This is a genomic window from Micromonospora sp. PTRAS2, from assembly GCF_054052245.1.
On the sequence record NZ_JBSWBU010000002.1, the window covers coordinates 984082 to 1004445 of the forward strand.

Here is a 20364-nt window from a genome sequence, read left to right on the forward strand (position 1 = left end):
TTCCCGCCGCCGATCCGTTCCCGCCCTGGCGGCGCGGGCCGGTCAGGCGCGGGCCGAGGCGGCGGCGGCCTTCATGTCGCGCTTGAGCTCCTGCGGCAGCGAGAAGGTCAGCCGCTCGTTGGCGGTGACCACCTCGTCGACGTCGGTGAAGCCCCGCGCGGCGAGGTGCGCCAGGACCTCCTGCACCAGCTCGTCGGGGACGCTGGCCCCGGAGGTCAGGCCCACCGTGCGGGCCCCCTCCAGCCAGGCGTCGTCGATCTCGTGGGCGAAGTCGACGAGGTGGCCGGCGCGGGCCCCGGCGTCCAGGGCGACCTCGACCAGCCGGACCGAGTTCGAGGAGTTGCGCGAGCCGACGACGAGCACCACGTCGCAGTCGGGGGCGATCTCCTTCACCACGTGCTGGCGGTTGGAGGTGGCGTAGCAGATGTCGTCGCTGGGCGGCGACTGGAGCAGCGGCAGCCGGGACTTGAGCCGGGCCACCGTCTCCAGCGTCTCGTCGACCGACAGCGTCGTCTGGGAGAGCCACACCACCTTGCTCGGGTCCCGCACGGTGACCTTGTCGGCGTCGTCCGGGCCGTCGACGAGCTGGATGTGCGCGGGGGCCTCACCGGCGGTGCCGATGACCTCCTCGTGCCCCTCGTGGCCGATCAGCAGGATGTCGTAGTCCTCGGCGGCGAACCGCTTGGCCTCCTGGTGCACCTTCGTCACCAGCGGGCACGTGGCGTCGATCGCCTTGAGCGAGCGGGCCTTCGCCTGCTCGTAGACCTCCGGGGCGACGCCGTGGGCAGAGAAGATCACGGTGGCCCCCTCGGGCACCTCCTCGTTCTCCTCCACGAAGATCGCGCCCTTGGCCTCCAGGGTCTGCACCACGTGCTTGTTGTGCACGATCTGCTTGCGCACGTAGATCGGGGCGCCGTAGAGCTTGAGCGCCTCCTCGACGGTCTGCACCGCCCGGTCGACGCCCGCGCAGTAGCCGCGGGGCTTGGCCAGGAGCACGCGCTTGCCGGTCCGGGGAGTCGTCTCAGCCTGAGTCACCCGCCCATCGTACTGCCGCCCCGACAGGCGGCACCGGCTGCGCGGGCCGCCCTCCCGACGTCCGTAGGGTGGGGGCGTGAGTGCGGATGAGAGCGGGCGCAGCAGCTCCGACGAGCCGTGGCCGGTGCGGGTCGTCAGCCAGAAGGTCGGCGCGTGGATCGCCCGGCTCGGCTGGGTGTGGGTCGACGGGCAGGTGGCGCAGATCAGCCGCCGCCCCGGGGCGAGCACGGTCTTCCTCACCCTGCGCGACCCGTCGGCCGACCTGAGCCTCACGGTCACCACCAACCGGGACGTCCTCGACGCCGGGGCCCCCGAGCTGCGCGAGGGCGCCCGGGTGGTGCTGCACGCCAAGCCCGAGTTCTACGCCGCCCGGGGCACGCTGAGCCTGCGCGCCGACGAGATCCGCCAGGTGGGCCTCGGCGAGCTGCTGGCCCGGCTGGAGAAGCTCAAGAAGCTGCTGGCCGCCGAGGGGCTGTTCGACCGGGCCCGCAAGCGCCGGCTGCCGTTCCTGCCGGGCCGGATCGGGCTGATCACCGGCCGCGCCTCGGCCGCCGAGCGGGACGTGCTGACCAACGCCCGGCGGCGCTGGCCGGCGGTCGAGTTCCGCACGGTCAACGTGGCCGTGCAGGGGCCGGGCGCGGTGCCGCAGATCGTCGACGCGCTGAAGGTGCTCGACGCCGACCCGACCGTCGACGTGATCGTCATCGCCCGGGGCGGCGGCGGCATCGAGGACCTGCTGCCATTCTCCGACGAGGCGCTGTGCCGGGCGGTCTTCGCCTGCCGTACGCCGGTGGTCAGCGCCATCGGCCACGAGACGGACGCGCCGCTGGTCGACTACGTCGCCGACGTGCGGGCCTCCACCCCGACGGACGCCGCGAAGCGGGTCGTGCCCGACCTGGCCGAGGAGCTGCGCCTGATCCGGCAGGCCCGGCAGCGGGTCGAACGCGCGGTCCGCAACCTGGTCGACCGGGAGGCGCACCGCCTCGACGGGCTGCGGTCCCGGCCGGTGCTGGCCCGGCCGCAGGTGATGGTGGAGCAGCGGGCCGCCGACGTGACCGCGCTGCGCCAGCGGGCGGGGCGCACCCTGCACCACCGGCTCGGCGCGGCCCAGGACGAGCTGCGGCACACCCTGGCCCGGCTGCGCGCCCTGTCCCCCGCCGCGACCCTGGAGCGGGGCTACGCGATCGTCCAGCGCGCCGACGGCCACGTGGTGCGGGCGGCCGGCGAGGTGGGCCGGGGCGATGCGCTGCGCGTCCGCCTCGCCGAGGGCGAGCTGGCCGCCACGGTCGACGGCTGAGCCGCGCGTGACCGCGGGGCGGGATGTGCTGGGATGGGACGGATGACTGACGAGAAGAACGCCGGGCCGGACGAGCGGCTCAGCTACGAGCAGGCCCGCGCCGAGCTGGCCACGGTGGTGGAACGGCTGGAGACGGGCGGCACCTCGCTGGAGGAGTCGCTGGCGTTGTGGGAGCGCGGCGAGAAGCTGGCCGAGGTCTGCCAGCACTGGCTCGACGGCGCGCGGGCCCGCATCGACGCGGCCCGGCGGCAGCCGGACGCCTGAGGCGGACGTGGCTGCGGGGCGGCGCTGCCGCCGCCCCGGCACACCCGTCAGTTGAACAGGTTGTACAGCTCCTTCGGGGCCTCGACGACCTGGTCGGCCGGCGGGCGCTGGGCGGCGGTCGCCGCGCCGTAGTCGGCGTACGTGATCCGGATGTCCTGGGCCTTGTTCTGCCCGGACGCCGGGATCTGCACGACCAGTTCGCTGAGCCGGCCCTGCGGGTCCAGCTTGGCGGTGAACGGCACGGACTGGGCCTGCTGCCCGAGCGCCTTGATCAGCTCGGCGTTCAGCGAGCCGGCCTCGGCGGCCTTCGTCACGTCGATGGTGCCCGCGTACGCGCCCTCACCGGTCTGCCGCACCTCGGTGACGCCCTGGGTCAGCACCTCGCTGCCCGCCGGGTCGACCTTCTCGAAGTCGAAGCCCAGGTTGCGGTTGCCCTTGATCCGGCTCTGGTCGAGGTGCTGGTACTTGCCGAGGTTGAGGCCCTGCACGCCGGGCAGCTTGGCCGCCTGGCCACCGAGGTCGAGCTTGACCCAGCTGTCGGGCTTGAGGTGCACCAGGTCGAGCTTCATCGAGACGTCCGAGGAGGCGTCGCCGATGCTCAGCTTGATCTGGGCGCTCTGGCTGGGCTGGTGCACCTGCCCCTCGGCGGTGGTGCCGACGCCGGTCATGGTGAACCGGAAGTTGCCGTTGCGGATCTCGTTCGTGGAGTTGAGCAGGGCCTGCTTGGCGTCGCCGGTGCCGGGCGAGGCGCTGCCGGGCGAGGCGCTGCCTGCTGCCGCGCTGCCGGAGACCGTGGGGGACGCGGAGGCCCCCGCCTCGCCGGTCCCGGTGCTGTTGCAGGCGGCCAGACCAGGAGTGAGCAGCGTCGCGGCGAAGACCGCCGCGCTGAAGCGTCGAATGGTCACGTGAACCTCTCCAAGTGGGTCGTCCGGCCCGCATGGGCGCCGGAGGGAACGCCTACTTCTGTTCCCTGTTGCCGGGTTCCGCAATCCCCACGCGGTCCATCCGACCCACCGTCCGCAGGTGAGAGGGTGGCGGACGCCGCCCTCTCACCTGCCCCGGATCAGTTCTTGAACATCTCGTAGAGCTGGTCGGAGGCCTCGACGACCTTGTCCGCCGGCGGCTGCTGCACAGCGGTGGCCGCACCGTAGTCGGCGTACGTTACCTTCAGTTCCTGCGCCTTGGCGGAGCCGGCGGCCGGCACCTTGACGAGGAACTCCGTGAGCCGCCCCTGCGCGTCGAGCTTCGCGGTGAACGGCACGGCGCTGGCCTTGTCCGCCATGCCCTTGACGATGTCGGCGTCGAGGACGTCCGAGTCGGTGACCTTGGTCGCGTCGAGGGTGCCCTCGTACGTGCCCTCGCCCGTCTTCTTGACGTCGGTGATCGCCTTGGTCAGCGCCTCGCTGCCGGCCGGGTCGACGTCGGCGAAGTCGAACTGGAGGTCCTTGGCGTCCTTGATCTTCGAGCGGTCGAGGTGCTGGTACTTGCCCTTGCGCTCCTTGGCCCCGGGGATCGCGTCGGCCATCGGGCCGGAGATGTCCAGCTTCACCCAGCTGTCGGTGTCGATGAAGACGAAGTGCATGTCCATCGAGAAGTCCTCGGTGGCGGCGTCGCCACCGGTCATCTTCATCTCGGCGCTCTTCGACGGCATGTGCACCGTGCCGCTGCCGTTGAACTCGCCGCCGGTGATGGCGAAGGTGAAGTTGCCCTTGCTGAGCTCCTTGGTGGAGGCGAGCAGCGCCTCCTTGGGGTCGGCGGGCGCGGCCGGGGCGGCGGACGCCCCACCGGCAGCCGGCTCGGCGGCCGTCGAGTTGTTGCAGGCGGTCAGGGCGGGGACGAAAAGGGCGGCGGCGAGGACGCCGACGCTCCACCGTCGAATGATCACGTCGTTCTCTTTCCGAAAGGCTGCCCGGCCGTATCGCGCGGCCGGGGTCGAGCCGGGGCAGCCTAACGGAAAGGTGGGACGCTCGCCGTCCCCCGCCGGCCCCGCCCCCCACCCCGAGTTGGCCACCCTCCGTGACGCCTGCGGTGTGGCCCGGGGTGAGCCGCCGCGCTGACTCCCCGTAGCGCCCCGCCGCCCCCGCCAGACACCGCACGCCCCCCTTTGCTCTGCACCCACACACGCAACACCTAGGAGAGCTGGCAAAACGCGCGACGGTCGGAACGGGAGCGACGGTACCCGCGTCGCGCTGCGTGCCCGTTGCGTATTCGGGTGCAGAGCAAAGGGGAGCGCGAGGCAGGTGAGTCACCGAGCGGCGAGAGTCACGTTGTGTGACTCGCGCTCGGTGGTGGCGCGGACCAGGTCGAGCCGAGAGGGCCGCTGTCGTGGACCGAAGCGGCACGACACGGCGGACCAAGAGGGCCGCAGGCCGCGGGCCGCGGACGGTGCGGCACGGCACGGCACGGCGCACGGCGACGCGTGGCGCACGGCGGGCGGTGCGGCGCAGCGCGGTTCGACGCAGCGCGGTGCGGCTCGGTGGCGCTGGCTAGCGCACCGCGTCGGCGAGCCGGCGCAGCTCGTTCTCGCGGGCGTCCCCGACGACGATCACCGTGCGGCCAGGTTCGAGCAGCACCAGGGCCTGCTCGTTGCCCCGGGCGGTGTACCGCTGCCAGTTGCGCCCGCCCACCTCGGTGGGGCCCTGGGGCTGCCCCTCGGCCGTCAGCTCGGCCGGGAGCAGCCGCTCCGGCGGCACGTTGCTCTGCACCAGCTGGGCGCCCCGCCCCTCCGGAGTCAGGTAGCCGATCCGCAGGCTGGACCCGCCCTCGACGGTGCGGTAGCTGGCGCTGACAGTCCGCCAGTCGGAGTCGAGCCCGGCCGGCTGACTCACCGGGAACGCGTTGGCCGCCCGGGCCTGCTCCACGGCGGGGGCCGGGTCGACGGTGCTCGGCTGATCACCGCCGAGGAAGCCCCGGTAGAAGGCGAGCAGCAGGGCGATCGGGACGAGCAGCACCAGCAGGGAGATCGCCATGTCCTTCGGCGACCGCTCGGACCGGGCCTTCTCCCGACCCGGCGGGCCCGGCGGCAACGGACTCGGCGTCGTCGGAGTCGACGGAGTCGGCTCGGCGGGGCGGTGCTCGGCGGGCTGGGCGGGATCCACCCGACCATTGTTCCAGCCCCGGGTCGCCCCGCCACGAACCGCCACCGCGCGAGTGACGGGGTGATACGTCCCACCGCCCGGTTGCCGGGAAGCTGGCCACCAGCGCCCCGGCCCGACGATAGGTTGACCAACGTGTGAGGATCAGCGACAAAGCCGGCGGCGGCGACGGCCGCATGCCGCCGGTCCACCCCGCAACGTCGCGAGGAGGAGGCCGTCATGACGAGCACGAGGACGCGTACCCCCCAGGATCTCGACCGCAACCTCGCCCTCGACCTGGTCCGGGTCACCGAGGCCGCGGCGATGGCCGCTGGCCGGTGGGTCGGGCGGGGCGACAAGGAGGGCGGCGACGGGGCGGCCGTCGACGCCATGCGCAAGCTGATCAACTCGATCCCGATGCGGGGCGTCGTGGTGATCGGCGAGGGCGAGAAGGACAACGCGCCGATGCTCTTCAACGGCGAGGAGGTCGGCGACGGCACGGGCCCCGAGGTCGACGTCGCGGTCGACCCGATCGACGGCACCACTTTGATGAGCAAGGGCATGCCCAACGCGCTGGCCGTCCTCGCGGTGGCCGAGCGGGGGGCGATGTTCGACCCGAGCGCCGTGTTCTACATGGAGAAGCTGGCCGTCGGCCAGGAGTACGCCGACGTGGTCGACATCAACGCCGGGGTCGCCGAGAACCTGCGCCGGATCGCCAAGGTCAAGGGCACCGACGTGTCCGAGGTCACCGTCTGCGTGCTGGACCGGTCCCGCCACGACGACCTGGTCACCCAGATCCGCCGCACGGGGGCGGGCATCCGGTTCATCTCCGACGGTGACATCGCGGGCGCGATCGCCGCCGCCCGGGGCGAGTCGGACGTCGACGTGCTGATGGGCATCGGCGGCACCCCGGAGGGGATCACCGCCGCCTGCGCCCTGAAGTGCATGGGCGGCGTCATGCAGGCCAAGCTCTGGCCGCGCGACGCGCAGGAGCGGGAGAAGGCCCTGGCCGCCGGGCACGACCTGGACCGGGTGCTGTTCACCGACGATCTGGTCACCGGCGACAACTGCTTCTTCGTGGCGACCGGGGTCACCTCCGGCGACCTGCTGCGGGGCGTGAGCTACCGGGCCGGCGGGGCGTACACCCAGTCGATCGTCATGCGCTCGAAGAGCGGCACGATCCGGGTGATCGACTCGTACCACCGGCTGGAGAAGCTAGCGCTGTACTCGGCCGTCGACTTCGACGGCCGCCCTCTCGCCGAGCAGGAGTGACCGCCACCGGGACGATGTCCCCGCCGACCCTGCCGGTCGCCCGCCGGATCACGGCCGTCGGGCTGGCCACCGCCTCCGGGGTCACCGTGGCCGTGCAGTCCCGGATCAACGGCGAACTGGGCGTACGCCTGGCCGACGGGATCGCCGCCGCCGTGGTCTCGTTCGGCCTGGGCCTGCTGGTGCTGCTGGTGCTGGTGCCGGCCACCCCGAGCGGGCGGCGGGGCCTGGCCACGCTGCGGGCGGCGCTCGCGGGCGGCTCGCTGCGGCCGTGGGAGTGCCTCGGTGGTGCCTGCGGGGCGCTCTTCGTGGCCGCCCAGGGGCTGACCATCGGCGCGCTCGGCGTGGCGGTGTTCACCGTGGCGGCGGTCGCCGGGCAGTCCGGCAGCAGCCTGCTCGTCGACCGGGCGGGGCTCGGCCCCGCCGGCCGGCAGGCGGTCACGCCGAACCGTCTGGTGGGCGCGGCGCTGACCGTGCTGGCCGTGCTGCTGGCGGTCGGCGACCGGCTCGGCGACCCGGCCACGCTGGGCCTGGCGCTGCTGCCGCTGCTGGCCGGGGTGGGCCTCGCGTGGCAGCAGGCGGTGAACGGGCGGGTCCGGGTGGCCTCCGGCAGCGTCCTGGCCGCGACGCTGGTCAACTTCGCGGTCGGCACCGGGGTGCTGCTCGCCGCGTTCGTGGTGGAGATGGCCGTCCGGGGCCGCCCGGGCGGCGGCCTCCCGACCGAGCCGTGGCTCTACCTGGGTGGCCCGGTCGGCATCGTCTTCATCGCGGTCGCCGCCGCCGTCGTGCGCTTCACCGGGGTGCTGCTGCTCGGCCTGGCCACCATCGCCGGGCAGGTCGTCGGCGCGGCCCTGCTGGACGTGGTGCTGCCGACCACGGCGTCGCACCCGGGGGTGAACACGCTGCTGGGTGCCGCGCTCACCCTGTTCGCCGCGCTGCTCGCCGCCTTCGGGCCCCCGGCCCGCCGGTAAGGAAGGGCCCCCTGTTAACGCCTACGGTAGAGAAGGTCACCCTTCTCACCGCAGCTCCCGCTCAGCGCACCGGGCGACGAGGGCCGGGGGCGGCGCGCAGGGCGGCGACGGTCTGCGCGAGCGCGCTGCCCAGCGGGGTCGGCTCGATGCCGAGGGTCTCGGTGGCCGCGGTCGAGTCCATCAGGAAGGGCCGGTCGAACTGGTACGCCGTCTCGCGTAGCTCCCGCGCGAACGGGTTGGCCAGCCCGCCCAGCCACAGCGCCGGGTACGGCAGCCGGGTGAGCCTCGGGGCGGGTGCGCCGGCCAGGGCGGCGGCCCGCACGGCCAGCTCGCGGGCGGAGACGGCGGGCGGGCTGGGCACGTGCCAGGCCCGACCCCAGGCGCGTTCGTCGGCGGCGGCCCGCACGAGGGTACGCGCGACGTCGTCGACGTACGTCCAGGTGTGCGGGGCGTCGAAGTCGACGGGCAGCACCGCCCGGCGTCCGTCGAGCACCGGGGGCAGCAGCATCATCGGCAGCGACAGCGCGCCGACGCCGAGGTAGTCGGAGCCGCGCACCTCGGTCACCCGGACCCGCCCCGCCCGGTGGGCGGCGACCGCCTCGGCCCACATCCGGTTGCGGACCTGCCCCTTCGTGCCACCCGCCACCGTCGGGGTGTCCTCGGTCATCGGCCCGTCGACCGGCCCGTACCCGTAGAGGTTGCCGACCGTGGCGAGCACGGCCCCGGCGCGCCCGGCGGCGGTGAGCAGCGCGGCGGCCAGCGGCGGCCAGTCCGTCGGCCAGCGGTGGTAGGCCGGGTTGGCGCAGTTGTAGAGCGCGACCGCGCCGTCGGCGAGGGCGGCGAGCCGGTCCGGGTCGGCGGCGTCGGCGGCGACCCGCTCGACGGCCGGGTGCTCCGGGCCGGTGCCGCGCCGGGTGACCACCCGGACCCGCTCGCCGGCGGCTGCCAGGAGGTGGGCGGTGGCGGCGCCGACGGGTCCGGCGCCGACGATCACATGCAGCGACATCACAGGTCACCCTTCAAATCGGGGGTACGAAACGAGAGCACTGATCTCGATCTGGTGCACCCAGCATGACGCCCGGAAAGGAGCGGCGTCAAGAGCAGTGCTCTCTTATTTGATCCGCGCTCTCCCGCGTGGCAGAGTGGTGGCATGCCCGCTCCCTCGATCCGCGCCCGCGTACGCGCCGAGATGCTCGACGAGATCAAGGCCGTCGCCCGCCGCCACCTCGCCACCGACGGCGCCAACCTCAGCCTGCGCGCGGTGGCCCGGGACATGGGGATGGTCTCCTCGGCCCTCTACCGCTACTTCCCGAGCCGCGACGACCTGCTCACCGCGCTGATCGTCGAGGCGTACGACGCGTTGGGGGCGGCCGTGGAGGCGGCCGACGCGGGCGCGGACCGGCTCGACCCGCGCGGGCGCTGGCACGCCGCCTGCCGGTCGGCCCGGGACTGGGCCCTGGCCCGTCCCGCCGAGTACGCCCTGCTCTACGGCAGCCCGGTCCCCGGTTACGCCGCCCCGGCCGACACGCTCGGGCCGGCGATGCGCCCACCGGCCGTGCTGGTCGGCATCGTCCGCGACGGGCTGGCCGCCGGCCGCATCGCCGCCCCCGACCCCGGCGGGCTGCCCGAGCCGCTGCGGGCGGACCTCGCGGAGATCGCCGCCGCCCTCGCCCCGGGGCTGCCCGAGGCGCTGCTCGCCCGCTGCATGGCCGGCTGGACGCAGCTCTTCGGGCTGATCAGCTTCGAGCTGTTCGGCCGGATCGACCGCACCCTGCCGCACCGCGCCGAGTATTTCGCGCACCAGACCGACCTGATGGCCGACCTCATCGGCCTCCCCCGCTGACGGGGCGCGGTCAGGGGGCGTCGGAGGAGTGGCCCGGGAAGAGGTGGGCGGACGGGTCGATGGCGACGGCGGCGTTGTTGACCGCCGTCGCGGCCTCCCCGAATCCCGTGGCGATGAGCCGCACCTTGCCCGGGTATTCGGTGATGTCCCCTGCGGCGAAGACCCGGGGGAGGTTCGTCGCCATCGCGCTGTCCACCAGGATGTGCCGGCGGTCCAGCCGCAGCCCCCACTCGGCGATCGGGCCGAGGTCGGCGGTGAAACCGAGGGCGGCCACCACCGTGTCCACGGGCAACGTCTCGGGCGCCGCCCCCTTCACGGTGATCTCCGCGCCGGTCACCGCGCTGTCGCCGTGCAGCCGGGTTACCTCGGCGTTGACGACGATCCGCACGGACGACCGCTGCACCCGGGCGACGGTGGCGGCGTGGGCGCGGAAACGCTCCCGCCGGTGCACCAGGGTCACCGAGCGGGCCAGCGGCTCCAGCGCCAGCGCCCAGTCGAACGCGGAGTCGCCGCCGCCGACGATCAGCACGTCCCGGTCGGCCAGGGCGGCCGGCTCCGGCACGAAGTAGACGATCCCCGTGCCGGTGAAGCTGTCGGCGACCGGCAGCGGGCGCGGGGTGAAGCTGCCCAGGCCGCCGGTGACGACCACCGCCCCGCAGGTGAGCTGCTCGCCACCGGCGAGGCCGAGCACCGGCTGCCCGTCGGTGTGCGACAGCTTCTCGGCCCGGGTGCCGAGCAGGTATCTCGGCTGGAACGGCGCGGCCTGGGCGACCAGGTTGGCCACCAGGTCCCGCCCCTTGACGGCCGGGAACCCGGCCACGTCGAGGATCAGCTTCTCCGGGTACATGGCGGTGATCTGGCCGCCGGCCTCCGGCAGCGCGTCGACCACGGCCACGGAGAGCCCCCGGAACCCGGCGTAGTACGCGGCGAAGAGCCCCGTCGGCCCCGCACCGATCACTGCGACATCGACCTCGGGCATGGCGTACCGTCGCTTTCCGCTCACGGATCAACGCGTGCTGATGCCGACGGTAGGCGCGCGCCGGGTCCGGATCAAGCACCGTCTCACGCCGAGTGCGGCCCGGGCGCGGCCCGGGCGTGGGCCGGGCGCGGCCCGGGCGTGGGCCGGGCGCGGCCCGGGCGTGGGCCGGGCGTGGGCCGCGTGCGGCCCGGCGGGCGGGTGAGAAGGGTGCCCTTCTCTACCGCAGGCGTTAACAGGGGGCCCTTCCTTACGCCCGCAGCGTCGGGGAGCCCAGGTCGTACGGGTCGTCCTCGACCCGGCGGCGCCGGAAGAGGATCGCGGCGACCACGCCGCCGACCAGCCCGAACAGGTGGCCCTGCCAGGAGATCCGCTCGTCGGTGGGGAGGATGCCGAGCAGCTGCCAGCCGTAGAGCAGGCCGACCAGCAGCACGACGGCGAAGTTCCACCAGCTCCGCTCGACCACGCCGCGGGTGAGCAGGACGCCCAGGTAGCCGAAGATGACGCCGCTGGCCCCGACCACGACCGAGTTGGGTGAGCCGGTGAACCACACGCCCAGCCCGCTGACCAGCACGATGACCAGGGTGGACCACATGAACCGGCGGAAGCCGGCGGCGAGCACGAAGGTGCCGAGCAGGATCAGCGGCACGCTGTTGCTGTAGAGGTGGTTGAAGTCGGCGTGCAGGAACGGCGAGAAGAGCACCCCGTCGAGCCCGTCGATGTGGCGCGGGATGATGCCGCCGGCCAGGTCGAGGTCGATGCCGAGGCCGACGTCGAGGGCCTCCACCAGGAAGAGCACCGGCACGACGGCGCACATGGCGACGAAGGCGCGGCCGATCGAGGCGTAGAAGGCCTCGGTGCCGAAGCGTCGCGGGTCGCCGCCCGGGGGGCCGTCGTGCAGGGTCATGCCCAAACAGCTATCAGCAATCCCGCCCGGCCGCCACCCGGGCGGCGGGGCCATCGGCGGAAACGACGACGGCGGGGTGGGCGTCGGAAACGCGCCCGCCCCGCCGTCGCGGTGCTCGGGAATGCGGTGCTCAGCGGATCAGTACCAGCCCTCGCTCTGCGACTGGCTCCACGCCGAGCACGGCGAGCTGTAGCGGCCCTTGATGTAGCCGAGGCCCCACTTGATCTGGGTGGCCGGGTTGGTCTCCCAGTCGTCGCCGACCGAGGCCATCTTGCTGCCCGGCACGGCCTGCGGGATGCCGTGCGCGCCGGACGAGGAGTTGTGGGCCTTGGGGTTCCAGCCGCTCTCCTTCGTCCAGAGCTTGTCCAGGCACGGGAACTGGTCGATGCCGAAGCCGGCGTCGATCATCAGCGCGCAGCCGATCTTGCGGTTGCCGCCGTACTCGCTGCACGAGGCGGGGATCGGGCCGTCGTACGGCTTGCCCGCCTTGGCGGCGGCCGCCTTCTCGGCGGCCTTCTTCGCCGCCGCCTCGCGCTCGCGCTTGCGGGACGCCGCCTCGGCCTCGCGGGCCCGCTCGGCGGCCTCCTTGGCCGCCGCGGCGGCCCGCTTCTCGGCCTGGTACTCGGCGGCCCGCGTCTCGGCGGAGACGATCCGGTGCTGGGCCTGCCGCTCGCGCTGGTAGTCGAACTCGGCCTGGTCCACCTGGAGGCCGACCTGTGCGGTCAGGCCCTGTTGCTGGGTTTCGCGGTCTTCGCCCAGATAGAAGCCGCCGGCAACGCCCACGGAGAGCAGTGCGACGGCGGCGGTACGGGCACCGAACCGGCTCCACAGCCGACTCACGAAGTGGTCCCTTCGTCGGGGGCAAGGACACGGCGCGACCCTGGCCCGAGGAGGGACCCGGCCCGCGCCGTGAGCGCCCCGACCCTGCCGGTCGCAGCCGACGCACTCGCCCCCGCCGCTCCTCGCCGTCGGGTGCCCGACGGGAACGGACGATCTTGGCGGTGCGTGGACGCTCGATGGACACCATCGCGCACAGTGAGGCTGATGGGAAACCACCAGCCCCAATTGTGACCTGGGCCACAGGCAGAATCACGCTAAAGGGTGACTAGACAGGCATGATCTCGGTCAGAATGGGATCTCCTCCAACAGATCCGTCACCATCGCCGCGATCGGAGACCGCTCGGACCGGTTCAGCGTGACGTGCGCGAACAGGGGATGCCCCTTCAGGGTCTCGATCACCGCGGTCACGCCGTCGTGCCGGCCCACCCGCAGGTTGTCCCGCTGGGCGACGTCGTGGGTGAGCACCACCCGCGACCCCTGCCCGATCCGGGAGAGCACGGTGAGCAGGACGCCCCGCTCCAGCGACTGGGCCTCGTCCACGATGACGAAGGCGTCGTGCAGGCTGCGGCCCCGGATGTGGGTGAGCGGCAGGACCTCCAGGATCCCCCGCGCCATGACCTCCTCCAGCACGTTCTCGTGCACCACCGCGCCGAGGGTGTCGAAGACGGCCTGCGCCCAGGGCGACATCTTCTCCGTCTCGGAACCGGGGAGGTAACCCAGCTCCTGGCCGCCGACGGCGTACAGCGGGCGGAAGACGACCACCTTCTTGTGCCGGCGGCGCTCCATCACCGCCTCCAGGCCCGCGCACAGCGCCAGCGCCGACTTGCCGGTGCCGGCCCGGCCGCCCAGCGAGACGATCCCGATCGACTCGTCCAGCAGCAGGTCGAGGGCGACCCGCTGCTCGGCCGAGCGGCCGTGCACGCCGAACGCCTCCCGGTCGCCCCGGACCAGCCGGACCGTCTTGTCGGGCAGCACTCGGCCGAGCGCGGAGCCGCGCCCGGAGTGCAGCACCAGGCCGGTGTGGCAGGGCAGCCCCGCCGCGCCGTCCAGGTCGAGGGTCTCGCCGGCGTAGAGCGCGGAGATCTCGTCGTCGCCCAGCGCCAGCTCGGCCATCCCCGTCCAGGTCGGGTCGCTGGCCTGGCCGTGCCGGTACTCGTCGGCGCGCAGCCCGACCGAGGCCGCCTTCACCCGCAGCGGCATGTCCTTGCTCACCAGGGTCACGTCCCGCCCCTCGGCGGCCAGGTTGAGCGCCACCGAGAGGATCCGGGCGTCGTTGGACTCGTTGCGGAAGCCGGGCGGCAGCACGCCGTCGTCGGTGTGGTTCAGCTCCACCCGCAGGGTGCCGCCGGCGTCGTTGGCGGGCACCGGCCGGTCCAGCCGGCCGTGGCGCACGCGCAGCTCGTCCAGCATGCGCAGGGACTGCCGGGCGAACCAGCCCAGCTCGGGGTGGTGCCGCTTGCCCTCCAGCTCGGAGATGACCACGAGGGGCAGGACCACCTCGTGCTCGGCGAACCGGTGGAAGGCCGCCGGGTCCGAGAGCAGGACCGACGTGTCCAGGACGAACGCCTGGCCGGCTGGTCGGGGCTCCTCGGGCTCGACCGGGGTCGCCGCGCGGCGGCTCCGGGTGGCACGGCGGGTCGTGGCAGTCGCGGCCGGGGTCTGGTCGGCACCGGCGGGGGTACGGCGAGTCGTCACAGGCCTGCTCCGGCGAATGGGCACCCGGCCATCCGCGTTCCGCCTCGTCCGGTGCCCGGGGACACGGGGTCGGATGCGGGCCCCGTGCGCGAGGTCGCAGATCCGGGCTGGCCGGCTGGCCCGGGGGGAATCCCGCGCCATGACTAGACGCTAGCCGCGCCACGGCGTCCCGGCTAGGGGTTGACCCGTGGATCTCGGGAGTCGGACCGGTGAACGGGCACGGCGGACCGGCCGGGATGCATGCCCCCTGCGCGCATCCCGGCCGGTGGGACCACCGTCACCGGTCTGACGTGGCCCCGGCGGTGCGCGTCCGCCGCGGACGTCGCACCGGGTTCGTCGGCCGGCTCAGTTCTGCCACCGGACCAGGACGGCGGGGTGCCGGCCGCCGACGGCCGCCGTGGTCCCGGCCGTCGCCCGGACGGCGGCGGTCGCCGTGGTGGCGACCGCGACGGCACCGGCCGGGCGCGCCGGCGGGCCGGGGACGGGCGCCGCGGAGACGGCGGGCGCGGCGGAGGCGGCGGGCGCGGCGGAGGCGGCGAAGGCGGAGCCGGTGTACGTGGTGCCCTGCCGCGCGGTCGGGCCACGCCGGACGGCCGGCGGAGGGCCGGCGAGGGCCGAGGCGATGGCGGCCTGGGCCTCCCGGCGGCGGCGGTTCCAGGCGCCCCGGTCGCCGTCGAAGTAGCCCTGCCGGTAGCCGAACCGGTAGCCGATGCGGTAGCTGAGCTGGCCGTGCAGCCGCCCGGCGGCGTAGCTGGCCGAGCCGAGGACGAGGACGAGGACGACCGCGACGAAGGGGCTCACCGCTCCTCCGGTCCGGTGCCGGTAGGGCCGGCCCCGGGGTTGGTGGGGCCGGCTCCAGGGCCGGCGGGGTCGACTCCGGGGTCGGCGGGGTCGGCGACCAGGAGCCGCTCCAGGTCGTCCGTGCTGACCTCCTCGACCAGCTCGACGCTGATCCGGCAGCCGTCGAGCACGAGCTCGGCGACGGAGCAGCGGCGGATCTCGCCGCCGGCGTCGTAGACCCGGACGCTGAGCTCCGGGCAGTTGAGGTGGGTCCGCCAGGCGTCCCACTCCGCCCGGTCGCCCACGTTGAGCGACAGGTAGCGGCAGCCGCGGGCGAGGTAGAGCCGCCAGGGGGCGCTCAGCCCCGCGGCAACTCCCTCCGCGACCAGGCCGAACGCCTGCTCACGGGTGGCGAGTTCGGTCACCGCGCCCCCCTGAGGACGGGGAAGGGACGCAGGCGAGCACCAGTCGTCTCGTGCACGTGACACACGGTAAACTGTCCCATGAGCGTGACAGTATCAGCTTTTCGTCCGATTACCCCGCCACTGACGTGCTCCTATCCTGCGCAGGTGATACGCCTTGAAATCGCCCTCACGAAGGGCCGCGAACGGCCAGATACGCGTGTCTCATTCACGTGACATAGGCGTGCCCGGCGTCCCCAGTGGATCCGGCTGGCCGTACCGTCACGGGGTGACCGAGAGCGCTCACGCCAGGAAGATCGCCTTCGCCGCCTTCGTCCGCCGGGCCCTCGACGACGCCCGGGCCATGCGCGCCTGGAGCGGCACCGAGGTCTCCCGGCGCACCGGGGTCTCCCGGCAGACCATCAACCGCTGGGTGCGTGGCGACTGGGCCAGCGACCCCGAGGCCGAACGGGTGGTCGCGTTCTGCGAGGGGCTCGGCCTCAACCCGACGGCCGCCTTCGCGGCCCTGGGCTGGGAGCGCGCCGCCACCCCACGGGCGGCCACCGCACCGCCCCCGATGGACCCGGACGTCGAGGCGCTGCTGCGCCGGCTGGTCGACCCCAACGTCTCCGACGCGGAGAAGTTCCACATCCGAGAAACCATTAGATACCTCGCGTATCGCCCAAGTCTCCCGGTAGATGTCCGAAAAAGGGGTAATCGGGCGGGCTAGTTCCTCAGATGGCGAAAGAACGGCAAGCCGTACCCAATCGTTTCGCTCCGGGGCCGGAACGGGCACGCTAGCGTCCTATCCGTACTGCTTGGGCTCGTCGTCGGCGGGGGGACGGGACAAGGCCGAACCCAGCCCTGCGGGACAGAAGGAGGGGTCTGTCGATGACCCTGAAGTGGTTCGCAGTCGTGGTCGCGGCGGTGGCGCTGACCTCGGCCGTGACCGGCAACGTGGTGATCGGCGTGGTCGGCGACGGGGAGCTTCCCGTGGTCGCCAACCTCCTCGCCCTCACCACCGCCGGCACCGCGGTCGTCCTGGCCGTCGTCGCCGAGCTGCACGAACGGCTCAACGACCGGATCAGCGCGCTCACCGAGTTCCTGGTGGCCCGGCTCACCGAGATCGAGACGCGCACCGGCGACCGCAACGCCGGCTTCGTGGAGGGCTACCTGCTCAGCCACGGCCAGGACGCCGAGGTCCTGCCGTTCGGGCGCCGGGGCCGGGGGGCCGCCGAACGCTGACCTGTTCCTGGCCGTAGCGCCTCGTCTCGACCACGAATGAGTGGCCCGCGCCGGGGTACGCTGTCGCGCGTGCCGCCGTTGAATCTGGGCAACCAGCAGCCGAAGACCCCGCTGGACGCCGACCAGGCCTGGCAGGCGACCGCCGGCCGGGCGTCCGACACCGTCCTCTTCTTCGACTTCGACGGCACACTCGCGCCCGTCGACGACGACCCGACCGCCGTGCAGCCCGCGCCGAAGGTGCTGGCCGCGATCGAGGCCCTCGCGCCGCTGGTGCGCCGGGTCGCCATCGTCTCCGCCCGCCCCGTGGAGTTCCTCCGCGACCACCTCGGCGGGCTGGCCGGCATCGACCTCTACGGCCTCTACGGCCTGGAGCACAGCCACTCCGGCGGCGAGACCGTCACCGAGCCCGCGGCGCTGCCCTGGGTGCCGACGATGCAGGAGCTGGCCGACCTCGCCCGCGCCGAGCTGCCGCCCGGCGCGCTGGTGGAGTTCAAGCGGCTCTCCGTGGCACTGCACTGGCGCACCGCCCCCCAGCTCCGCGAGATCGTGGAGGAGTGGGGGCAGGCCCAGGCCGAGCGGCTCGGGCTGCGCGTGCAGGCCGGCCGGATGGTGCTGGAGATCAAGCCCCCGGTCGACCGCGACAAGGGCATGGTGATCGGCGAGGTGGTCCGGGACGCCGGCGGGGCATGGTATTTCGGCGACGACGTCTCCGACATCAAGGCGTTCGCGGCGCTGCGCGCCCGCGCCGCAGCGGACCCGGACTTCCTCGGGGTCTGCGTGGCCGTGGCCAACCCGGAGACCGGCCACGAGGTCGCCGAGGCCGCCGACCTGACGATCGACTCCCCCGCCGCCCTCGGCGACTTCCTCACCGAGGCCCTGCCGCGCCTGCGGTGAGCCCGGCCCCGCCCGGCCGGGCTAGGGGCCGGGCGGGTCAGACGCCGAAGCGGCGCTGCCGGTTGGCGTACGAGCGCAGGGCGCGCAGGAAGTCGACCCGGCGGAAGTCGGGCCAGTTCAGCTCGCAGAAGTAGAACTCCGAGTGGGCCGACTGCCAGAGCATGAAGCCCGACAGGCGCTGCTCGCCGCTGGTCCGGATGATCAGATCCGGGTCCGGCAGGCCCCGGGTGTAGAGGTGCTCGGAGATGTGGTCGACGTCGAGGGTCTCGGCCAGCTCCTCCAGCGTGCCGCCGGCCGCCGCGTGCTCGTGCAGCAACGAGCGGACCGCGTCGGCGATCTCGCGCCGGCCGCCGTACCCGACGGCGATGTTGACCTGCGCGCCGCCGGTGCGCTGCCGGGTGCGTTCCTCGGCGGCCTTGAGCGCCGCCGCGTGGTGCGCCGGGAGCACGTCGAGCGCGCCGACCATGCGCAGCCGCCAGGGGTTGCCCTCCTCGGCCAGCTCGGTCGACAGATCCTCGATGATCTGTAGCAACGGGTCCAGCTCCTCCGCCGGGCGGGACAGGTTGTCCGTCGACAGCAGCCACAGCGTCACGTGCCCGACGCCGGCGGCGTCGCACCAGCGCAGCAGCTCCTTGATCCGCTCCGCGCCCATGCGGTGCCCGTCGTTGGGGTCGACGAAGCCCATCTCCCGCGCCCAGCGACGGTTGCCGTCGCACATGACGCCCACGTGCCGGGGCACCGGCTTGCCCGCGAGCGTGGCCGTCAGCCGCCGCTCGTACACGGAGTAGAGGAGATTCCGCAGAGTCATCACTTGCAGAGTAGCGACCCCGCGCGCGCTTCAATCCTTCGGTGGCCGATGCCGCGCCGAGAGACCGACACCGATCATCGCGAGGGTCCGCGCGTCCAGCCGGCCGTCGCCGAGGCCCAACTCGACGACGGTGCCGAAGACCCGCTCGTCGCGCCGGGCCGCCCGCACCGCCGCGTCGACGACCCACCGGCGGCGGGCGAGCCAGGCCGCGGCCGAGCTGTGCCGCAGGTGCACGCCGAGGCGGCGGCGCAGCGCGGCGACGTAGTCGCGGGCGGCGTGGGCGGGGTCGCCGGCCGCCGCCGCGCCGGCCAGTGCGCCGGAGAGCAGCGCGTAGAAGATCCCCTCCCCGGTGAACGGGTTGATCAACGACAGGGCGTCCCCGGCGAGCAGCAGCCGCCCCCGGCCGGGCGGCGGGCGGTGCGTGGACAGCGGCAGGTGGTGGGCGCGCAGCCCGGTCACCGTCGCCGGGTCGACGTCGGGCAGCAGCGCGGCCAGCCGGTCCAGCAGGTGCGCCCGGGTCAGCGGCTCGCCGCGCAGCACCTCCCCGTACCCGACGTTCGCCCGCCCGTCGCCGATCGGAAACGACCAGGCGTACGCCGGCCAACGTGGGCCGGAGGTGACGATGAGCTGCTCGGGCGGGCCGGGGCGGGCCGGCGCGTACCCCCGGATCGCCAGGGCCAGGTGGCGGTCCGGGTTCACCGGGTGGCCGAGCGCCCGCCGCACGACCGACGACGCGCCGTCCGCCCCGACCACGGCCCGCGCGGCGATCTCGCCGTCGAGCACCACCCGCCCGCCGCGCGGCTCGACCCGCCGCACGGCGTGCCGGCGCAGCTCCGCGCCGGCCGCGACCGCCGCCGCCACCAGCCGGGCGTCGAACACCTCCCGGGGCACCGTGTACGCCGGCCGGGGCAGCGCCCGCGCCACCGCGTCCCCGCCGGGGCCGACCAGCCGGATCCGGGGCAGCGGCGCGTACCCGTCGACCGCCCCGGTGACGCCCAGCCGGGCGAGGACGTCCAGCGCGTGCGCGGCGACGCCGTCCCCGCACGCCTTGTCCCGGGGGAAGTCGGCCCGGTCCAGCAGCAGCACCCGGGCACCGGCCCGGCGGGCGGCCAGCGCGGCGGCCGCACCGGCGGGACCCGCCCCGACCACCGCCACGTCGTACTCGTCGCTCATGGCGCCTCCCCTGTCCCCGGGCGGCTCACCCCCGGCGTCGGCGTGGCCTCCGCCCGGCCGGCGCGCCACAACCCGTACAACGCCAGGACGGCGGCGGCGAGCAACGGGGCGCCGTCACGGACCAGGCCGTCGACGCCGAGCAGCCACCAGCACAGCGGCAGGTCCACGGCGAGCACGCCGAGGGTGACCGCCACCAGCAGGCGGCGGGCCCAGCGCCGGCCGCGCAGCAGGAAGGCGGTGCAGAACAGCACGACGTAGCTGACCGCGATGCCGGCGGCGAACCAGAACAGCACGGCGGGCCCGGCGGCGGGCCGGCCGTCGAACACGACGCCGACGGCCACCAGGGCCGGGACGAGCATCAGCGGGCTGTACGTGAACGCGGCGGCCCGGCTGGTGAGCAGCCAGCCGGTGACCGGGGGCCGCTTCGGGGCGACCTCCCGCCAGGCGATCGTCCCGCCCTCGACGACGAGACCCTTCCGGTGCCGGACGAGGTGGCCGGCGACGGCGTCGGAGCGGTACAGCAGCCAGACCACGGCCACGCAGAGCGCGGTGAGCAGGGCGAAGCCGAGCAGCCCCGGCAACGGCGGCACGCCCTGCCTCGGCACGACCAGCCGGCCGACGGCGAAGACGGTGGTGACGGCGAGGATCAGCCCGAACGGCCGGGCCAGGGCTCGGCCCCGGCGCACGTGCCCGATCAGCAGCAGGAAGCCCAGCGAGCGCAGCATCGCCCAACCGGTGCGCACGGCCAGCCCGAAGCCCTGCTCCGGGGCGTACCACCAGTTGAGCAGCTCGACCACGACGGTGGCCGCCGCCGTGACGGCCAGCAGGGTGGTCAGGGCCCGGACGGCGGACGGCCGCCGGACCTCGGTGGTCGCGGCGGCCGTCCTCATGG

21 protein-coding genes and 1 pseudogene are annotated in these 20364 nt (G+C 74.1%); 8 read left to right on the forward strand and 14 right to left on the reverse strand.

The window, feature by feature from the left end; translation table 11 throughout:
• Nucleotides 1-42: 42 nt before the first annotated feature.
• Complete coding sequence (locus tag ACVMYR_RS10200) at nucleotides 43-1035, reverse strand: 4-hydroxy-3-methylbut-2-enyl diphosphate reductase (RefSeq protein WP_043961906.1); 993 nt, start codon at nucleotides 1033-1035, stop codon at nucleotides 43-45.
• A gap of 76 nt (nucleotides 1036-1111) precedes the next feature.
• On the opposite strand from ACVMYR_RS10200, the gene xseA reads away from it, so the two are divergent.
• Nucleotides 1112-2332 (forward strand): exodeoxyribonuclease VII large subunit, encoded by a 1221-nt coding sequence (gene xseA, locus ACVMYR_RS10205; RefSeq protein ID WP_091279177.1) that lies wholly within the window; start codon nucleotides 1112-1114, stop codon nucleotides 2330-2332.
• 42 nt (nucleotides 2333-2374) lie between these two features.
• Nucleotides 2375-2596, forward strand: a complete 222-nt coding sequence (locus tag ACVMYR_RS10210) for an exodeoxyribonuclease VII small subunit (protein ID WP_043961904.1) — start codon at nucleotides 2375-2377, stop codon at nucleotides 2594-2596.
• A gap of 47 nt (nucleotides 2597-2643) precedes the next feature.
• Here ACVMYR_RS10210 and ACVMYR_RS10215 read toward each other — a convergent pair whose 3' ends face one another.
• The 3 genes from ACVMYR_RS10215 to ACVMYR_RS10225 form a co-directional block, all read right to left on the reverse strand.
• The gene (locus ACVMYR_RS10215) at nucleotides 2644-3501 is read right to left on the reverse strand and encodes a hypothetical protein (protein ID WP_043961903.1); all 858 of its coding nucleotides are present in this window, start codon (nucleotides 3499-3501) and stop codon (nucleotides 2644-2646) included.
• A gap of 158 nt (nucleotides 3502-3659) precedes the next feature.
• Nucleotides 3660-4481 carry a hypothetical protein gene (locus ACVMYR_RS10220; RefSeq protein ID WP_077936155.1) on the reverse strand — a complete coding sequence of 274 codons (822 nt, stop codon included), beginning with the start codon at nucleotides 4479-4481 and terminating at the stop codon, nucleotides 3660-3662.
• Nucleotides 4482-5082: 601 nt separating this feature from the next.
• Complete coding sequence (locus ACVMYR_RS10225) at nucleotides 5083-5739, reverse strand: DUF4245 domain-containing protein (RefSeq protein ID WP_457121675.1); 657 nt, start codon at nucleotides 5737-5739, stop codon at nucleotides 5083-5085.
• Between the two features lie 171 nt (nucleotides 5740-5910).
• On the opposite strand from ACVMYR_RS10225, the gene glpX reads away from it, so the two are divergent.
• Together glpX and ACVMYR_RS10235 are read left to right on the forward strand one after the other, a co-directional pair.
• Nucleotides 5911-6942 (forward strand): class II fructose-bisphosphatase, encoded by a 1032-nt coding sequence (glpX, locus tag ACVMYR_RS10230; protein ID WP_043961901.1) that lies wholly within the window; start codon nucleotides 5911-5913, stop codon nucleotides 6940-6942.
• 14 nt (nucleotides 6943-6956) lie between these two features.
• Nucleotides 6957-7910 (forward strand): DMT family transporter, encoded by a 954-nt coding sequence (locus ACVMYR_RS10235; protein ID WP_396789950.1) that lies wholly within the window; start codon nucleotides 6957-6959, stop codon nucleotides 7908-7910.
• Nucleotides 7911-7971: 61 nt separating this feature from the next.
• Here the strand turns inward: ACVMYR_RS10235 and ACVMYR_RS10240 are convergent, their stop codons facing one another.
• On the reverse strand, nucleotides 7972-8916 hold the full coding sequence (locus ACVMYR_RS10240) for an NAD-dependent epimerase/dehydratase family protein (RefSeq protein WP_077936153.1): 945 nt from the start codon (nucleotides 8914-8916) through the stop codon (nucleotides 7972-7974).
• 144 nt (nucleotides 8917-9060) lie between these two features.
• Here ACVMYR_RS10240 and ACVMYR_RS10245 point away from each other — a divergent pair, with 144 nt between their 5' ends.
• Nucleotides 9061-9753, forward strand: coding sequence for a TetR/AcrR family transcriptional regulator (locus tag ACVMYR_RS10245; RefSeq protein WP_077936152.1), 693 nt, complete (start codon nucleotides 9061-9063; stop codon nucleotides 9751-9753).
• Nucleotides 9754-9763: 10 nt separating this feature from the next.
• Here ACVMYR_RS10245 and ACVMYR_RS10250 read toward each other — a convergent pair whose 3' ends face one another.
• From ACVMYR_RS10250 to ACVMYR_RS10275, 6 genes and pseudogenes are all read right to left on the reverse strand, one after another.
• The gene (locus tag ACVMYR_RS10250) at nucleotides 9764-10732 is read right to left on the reverse strand and encodes an NAD(P)/FAD-dependent oxidoreductase (RefSeq protein ID WP_077936151.1); all 969 of its coding nucleotides are present in this window, start codon (nucleotides 10730-10732) and stop codon (nucleotides 9764-9766) included.
• 247 nt (nucleotides 10733-10979) lie between these two features.
• Entirely contained in the window at nucleotides 10980-11636 is a 657-nt protein-coding gene (locus tag ACVMYR_RS10255; protein ID WP_043961897.1) for a rhomboid family intramembrane serine protease, read from the reverse strand.
• A gap of 138 nt (nucleotides 11637-11774) precedes the next feature.
• The gene (locus ACVMYR_RS10260) at nucleotides 11775-12476 is read right to left on the reverse strand and encodes an aggregation-promoting factor C-terminal-like domain-containing protein (RefSeq protein ID WP_077936149.1); all 702 of its coding nucleotides are present in this window, start codon (nucleotides 12474-12476) and stop codon (nucleotides 11775-11777) included.
• Nucleotides 12477-12761: 285 nt separating this feature from the next.
• Nucleotides 12762-14171, reverse strand: a complete 1410-nt coding sequence (locus ACVMYR_RS10265) for a PhoH family protein (RefSeq protein ID WP_077936148.1) — start codon at nucleotides 14169-14171, stop codon at nucleotides 12762-12764.
• Between the two features lie 474 nt (nucleotides 14172-14645).
• Nucleotides 14646-14972: pseudogene (locus ACVMYR_RS10270) on the reverse strand (hypothetical protein); the annotation flags it as partial.
• Nucleotides 14969-15376: a hypothetical protein gene (locus ACVMYR_RS10275; RefSeq protein WP_457121676.1), complete on the reverse strand. Its 408-nt coding sequence runs from the start codon at nucleotides 15374-15376 to the stop codon at nucleotides 14969-14971. The gene ACVMYR_RS10275 and the pseudogene ACVMYR_RS10270, both read right to left, overlap by 4 nt.
• 265 nt (nucleotides 15377-15641) lie before the next feature.
• On the opposite strand from ACVMYR_RS10275, the gene ACVMYR_RS10280 reads away from it, so the two are divergent.
• The 3 genes from ACVMYR_RS10280 to otsB all read left to right on the forward strand — a co-directional run bounded on the left by ACVMYR_RS10280 (nucleotide 15642) and on the right by otsB (nucleotide 17491).
• On the forward strand, nucleotides 15642-16082 hold the full coding sequence (locus tag ACVMYR_RS10280; RefSeq protein ID WP_043961893.1) for a helix-turn-helix domain-containing protein: 441 nt from the start codon (nucleotides 15642-15644) through the stop codon (nucleotides 16080-16082).
• Nucleotides 16083-16243: 161 nt separating this feature from the next.
• A complete protein-coding gene (locus tag ACVMYR_RS10285) occupies nucleotides 16244-16597 on the forward strand; it encodes a hypothetical protein (RefSeq protein ID WP_043961892.1) in 354 nt (117 codons plus the stop codon).
• Nucleotides 16598-16666: 69 nt separating this feature from the next.
• Entirely contained in the window at nucleotides 16667-17491 is an 825-nt protein-coding gene (otsB, locus tag ACVMYR_RS10290; protein ID WP_091279152.1) for a trehalose-phosphatase, read from the forward strand.
• 37 nt (nucleotides 17492-17528) lie between these two features.
• On the opposite strand, the gene ACVMYR_RS10295 is transcribed toward otsB, so the two are convergent.
• Genes ACVMYR_RS10295 through ACVMYR_RS10305 form a run of 3 tightly spaced genes read right to left on the reverse strand, consistent with a single transcriptional unit; the run spans nucleotide 17529 to nucleotide 20362 of the window.
• Entirely contained in the window at nucleotides 17529-18299 is a 771-nt protein-coding gene (locus tag ACVMYR_RS10295; protein WP_043961890.1) for an isoprenyl transferase, read from the reverse strand.
• A 30-nt stretch (nucleotides 18300-18329) separates the two neighbouring features.
• Nucleotides 18330-19472, reverse strand: coding sequence for a geranylgeranyl reductase family protein (locus ACVMYR_RS10300; protein ID WP_457121677.1), 1143 nt, complete (start codon nucleotides 19470-19472; stop codon nucleotides 18330-18332).
• The gene (locus ACVMYR_RS10305) at nucleotides 19469-20362 is read right to left on the reverse strand and encodes a hypothetical protein (RefSeq protein WP_077936139.1); all 894 of its coding nucleotides are present in this window, start codon (nucleotides 20360-20362) and stop codon (nucleotides 19469-19471) included. Before ACVMYR_RS10305 ends, ACVMYR_RS10300 begins: the two co-directional genes overlap by 4 nt.
• Nucleotides 20363-20364 lie beyond the last annotated feature (2 nt).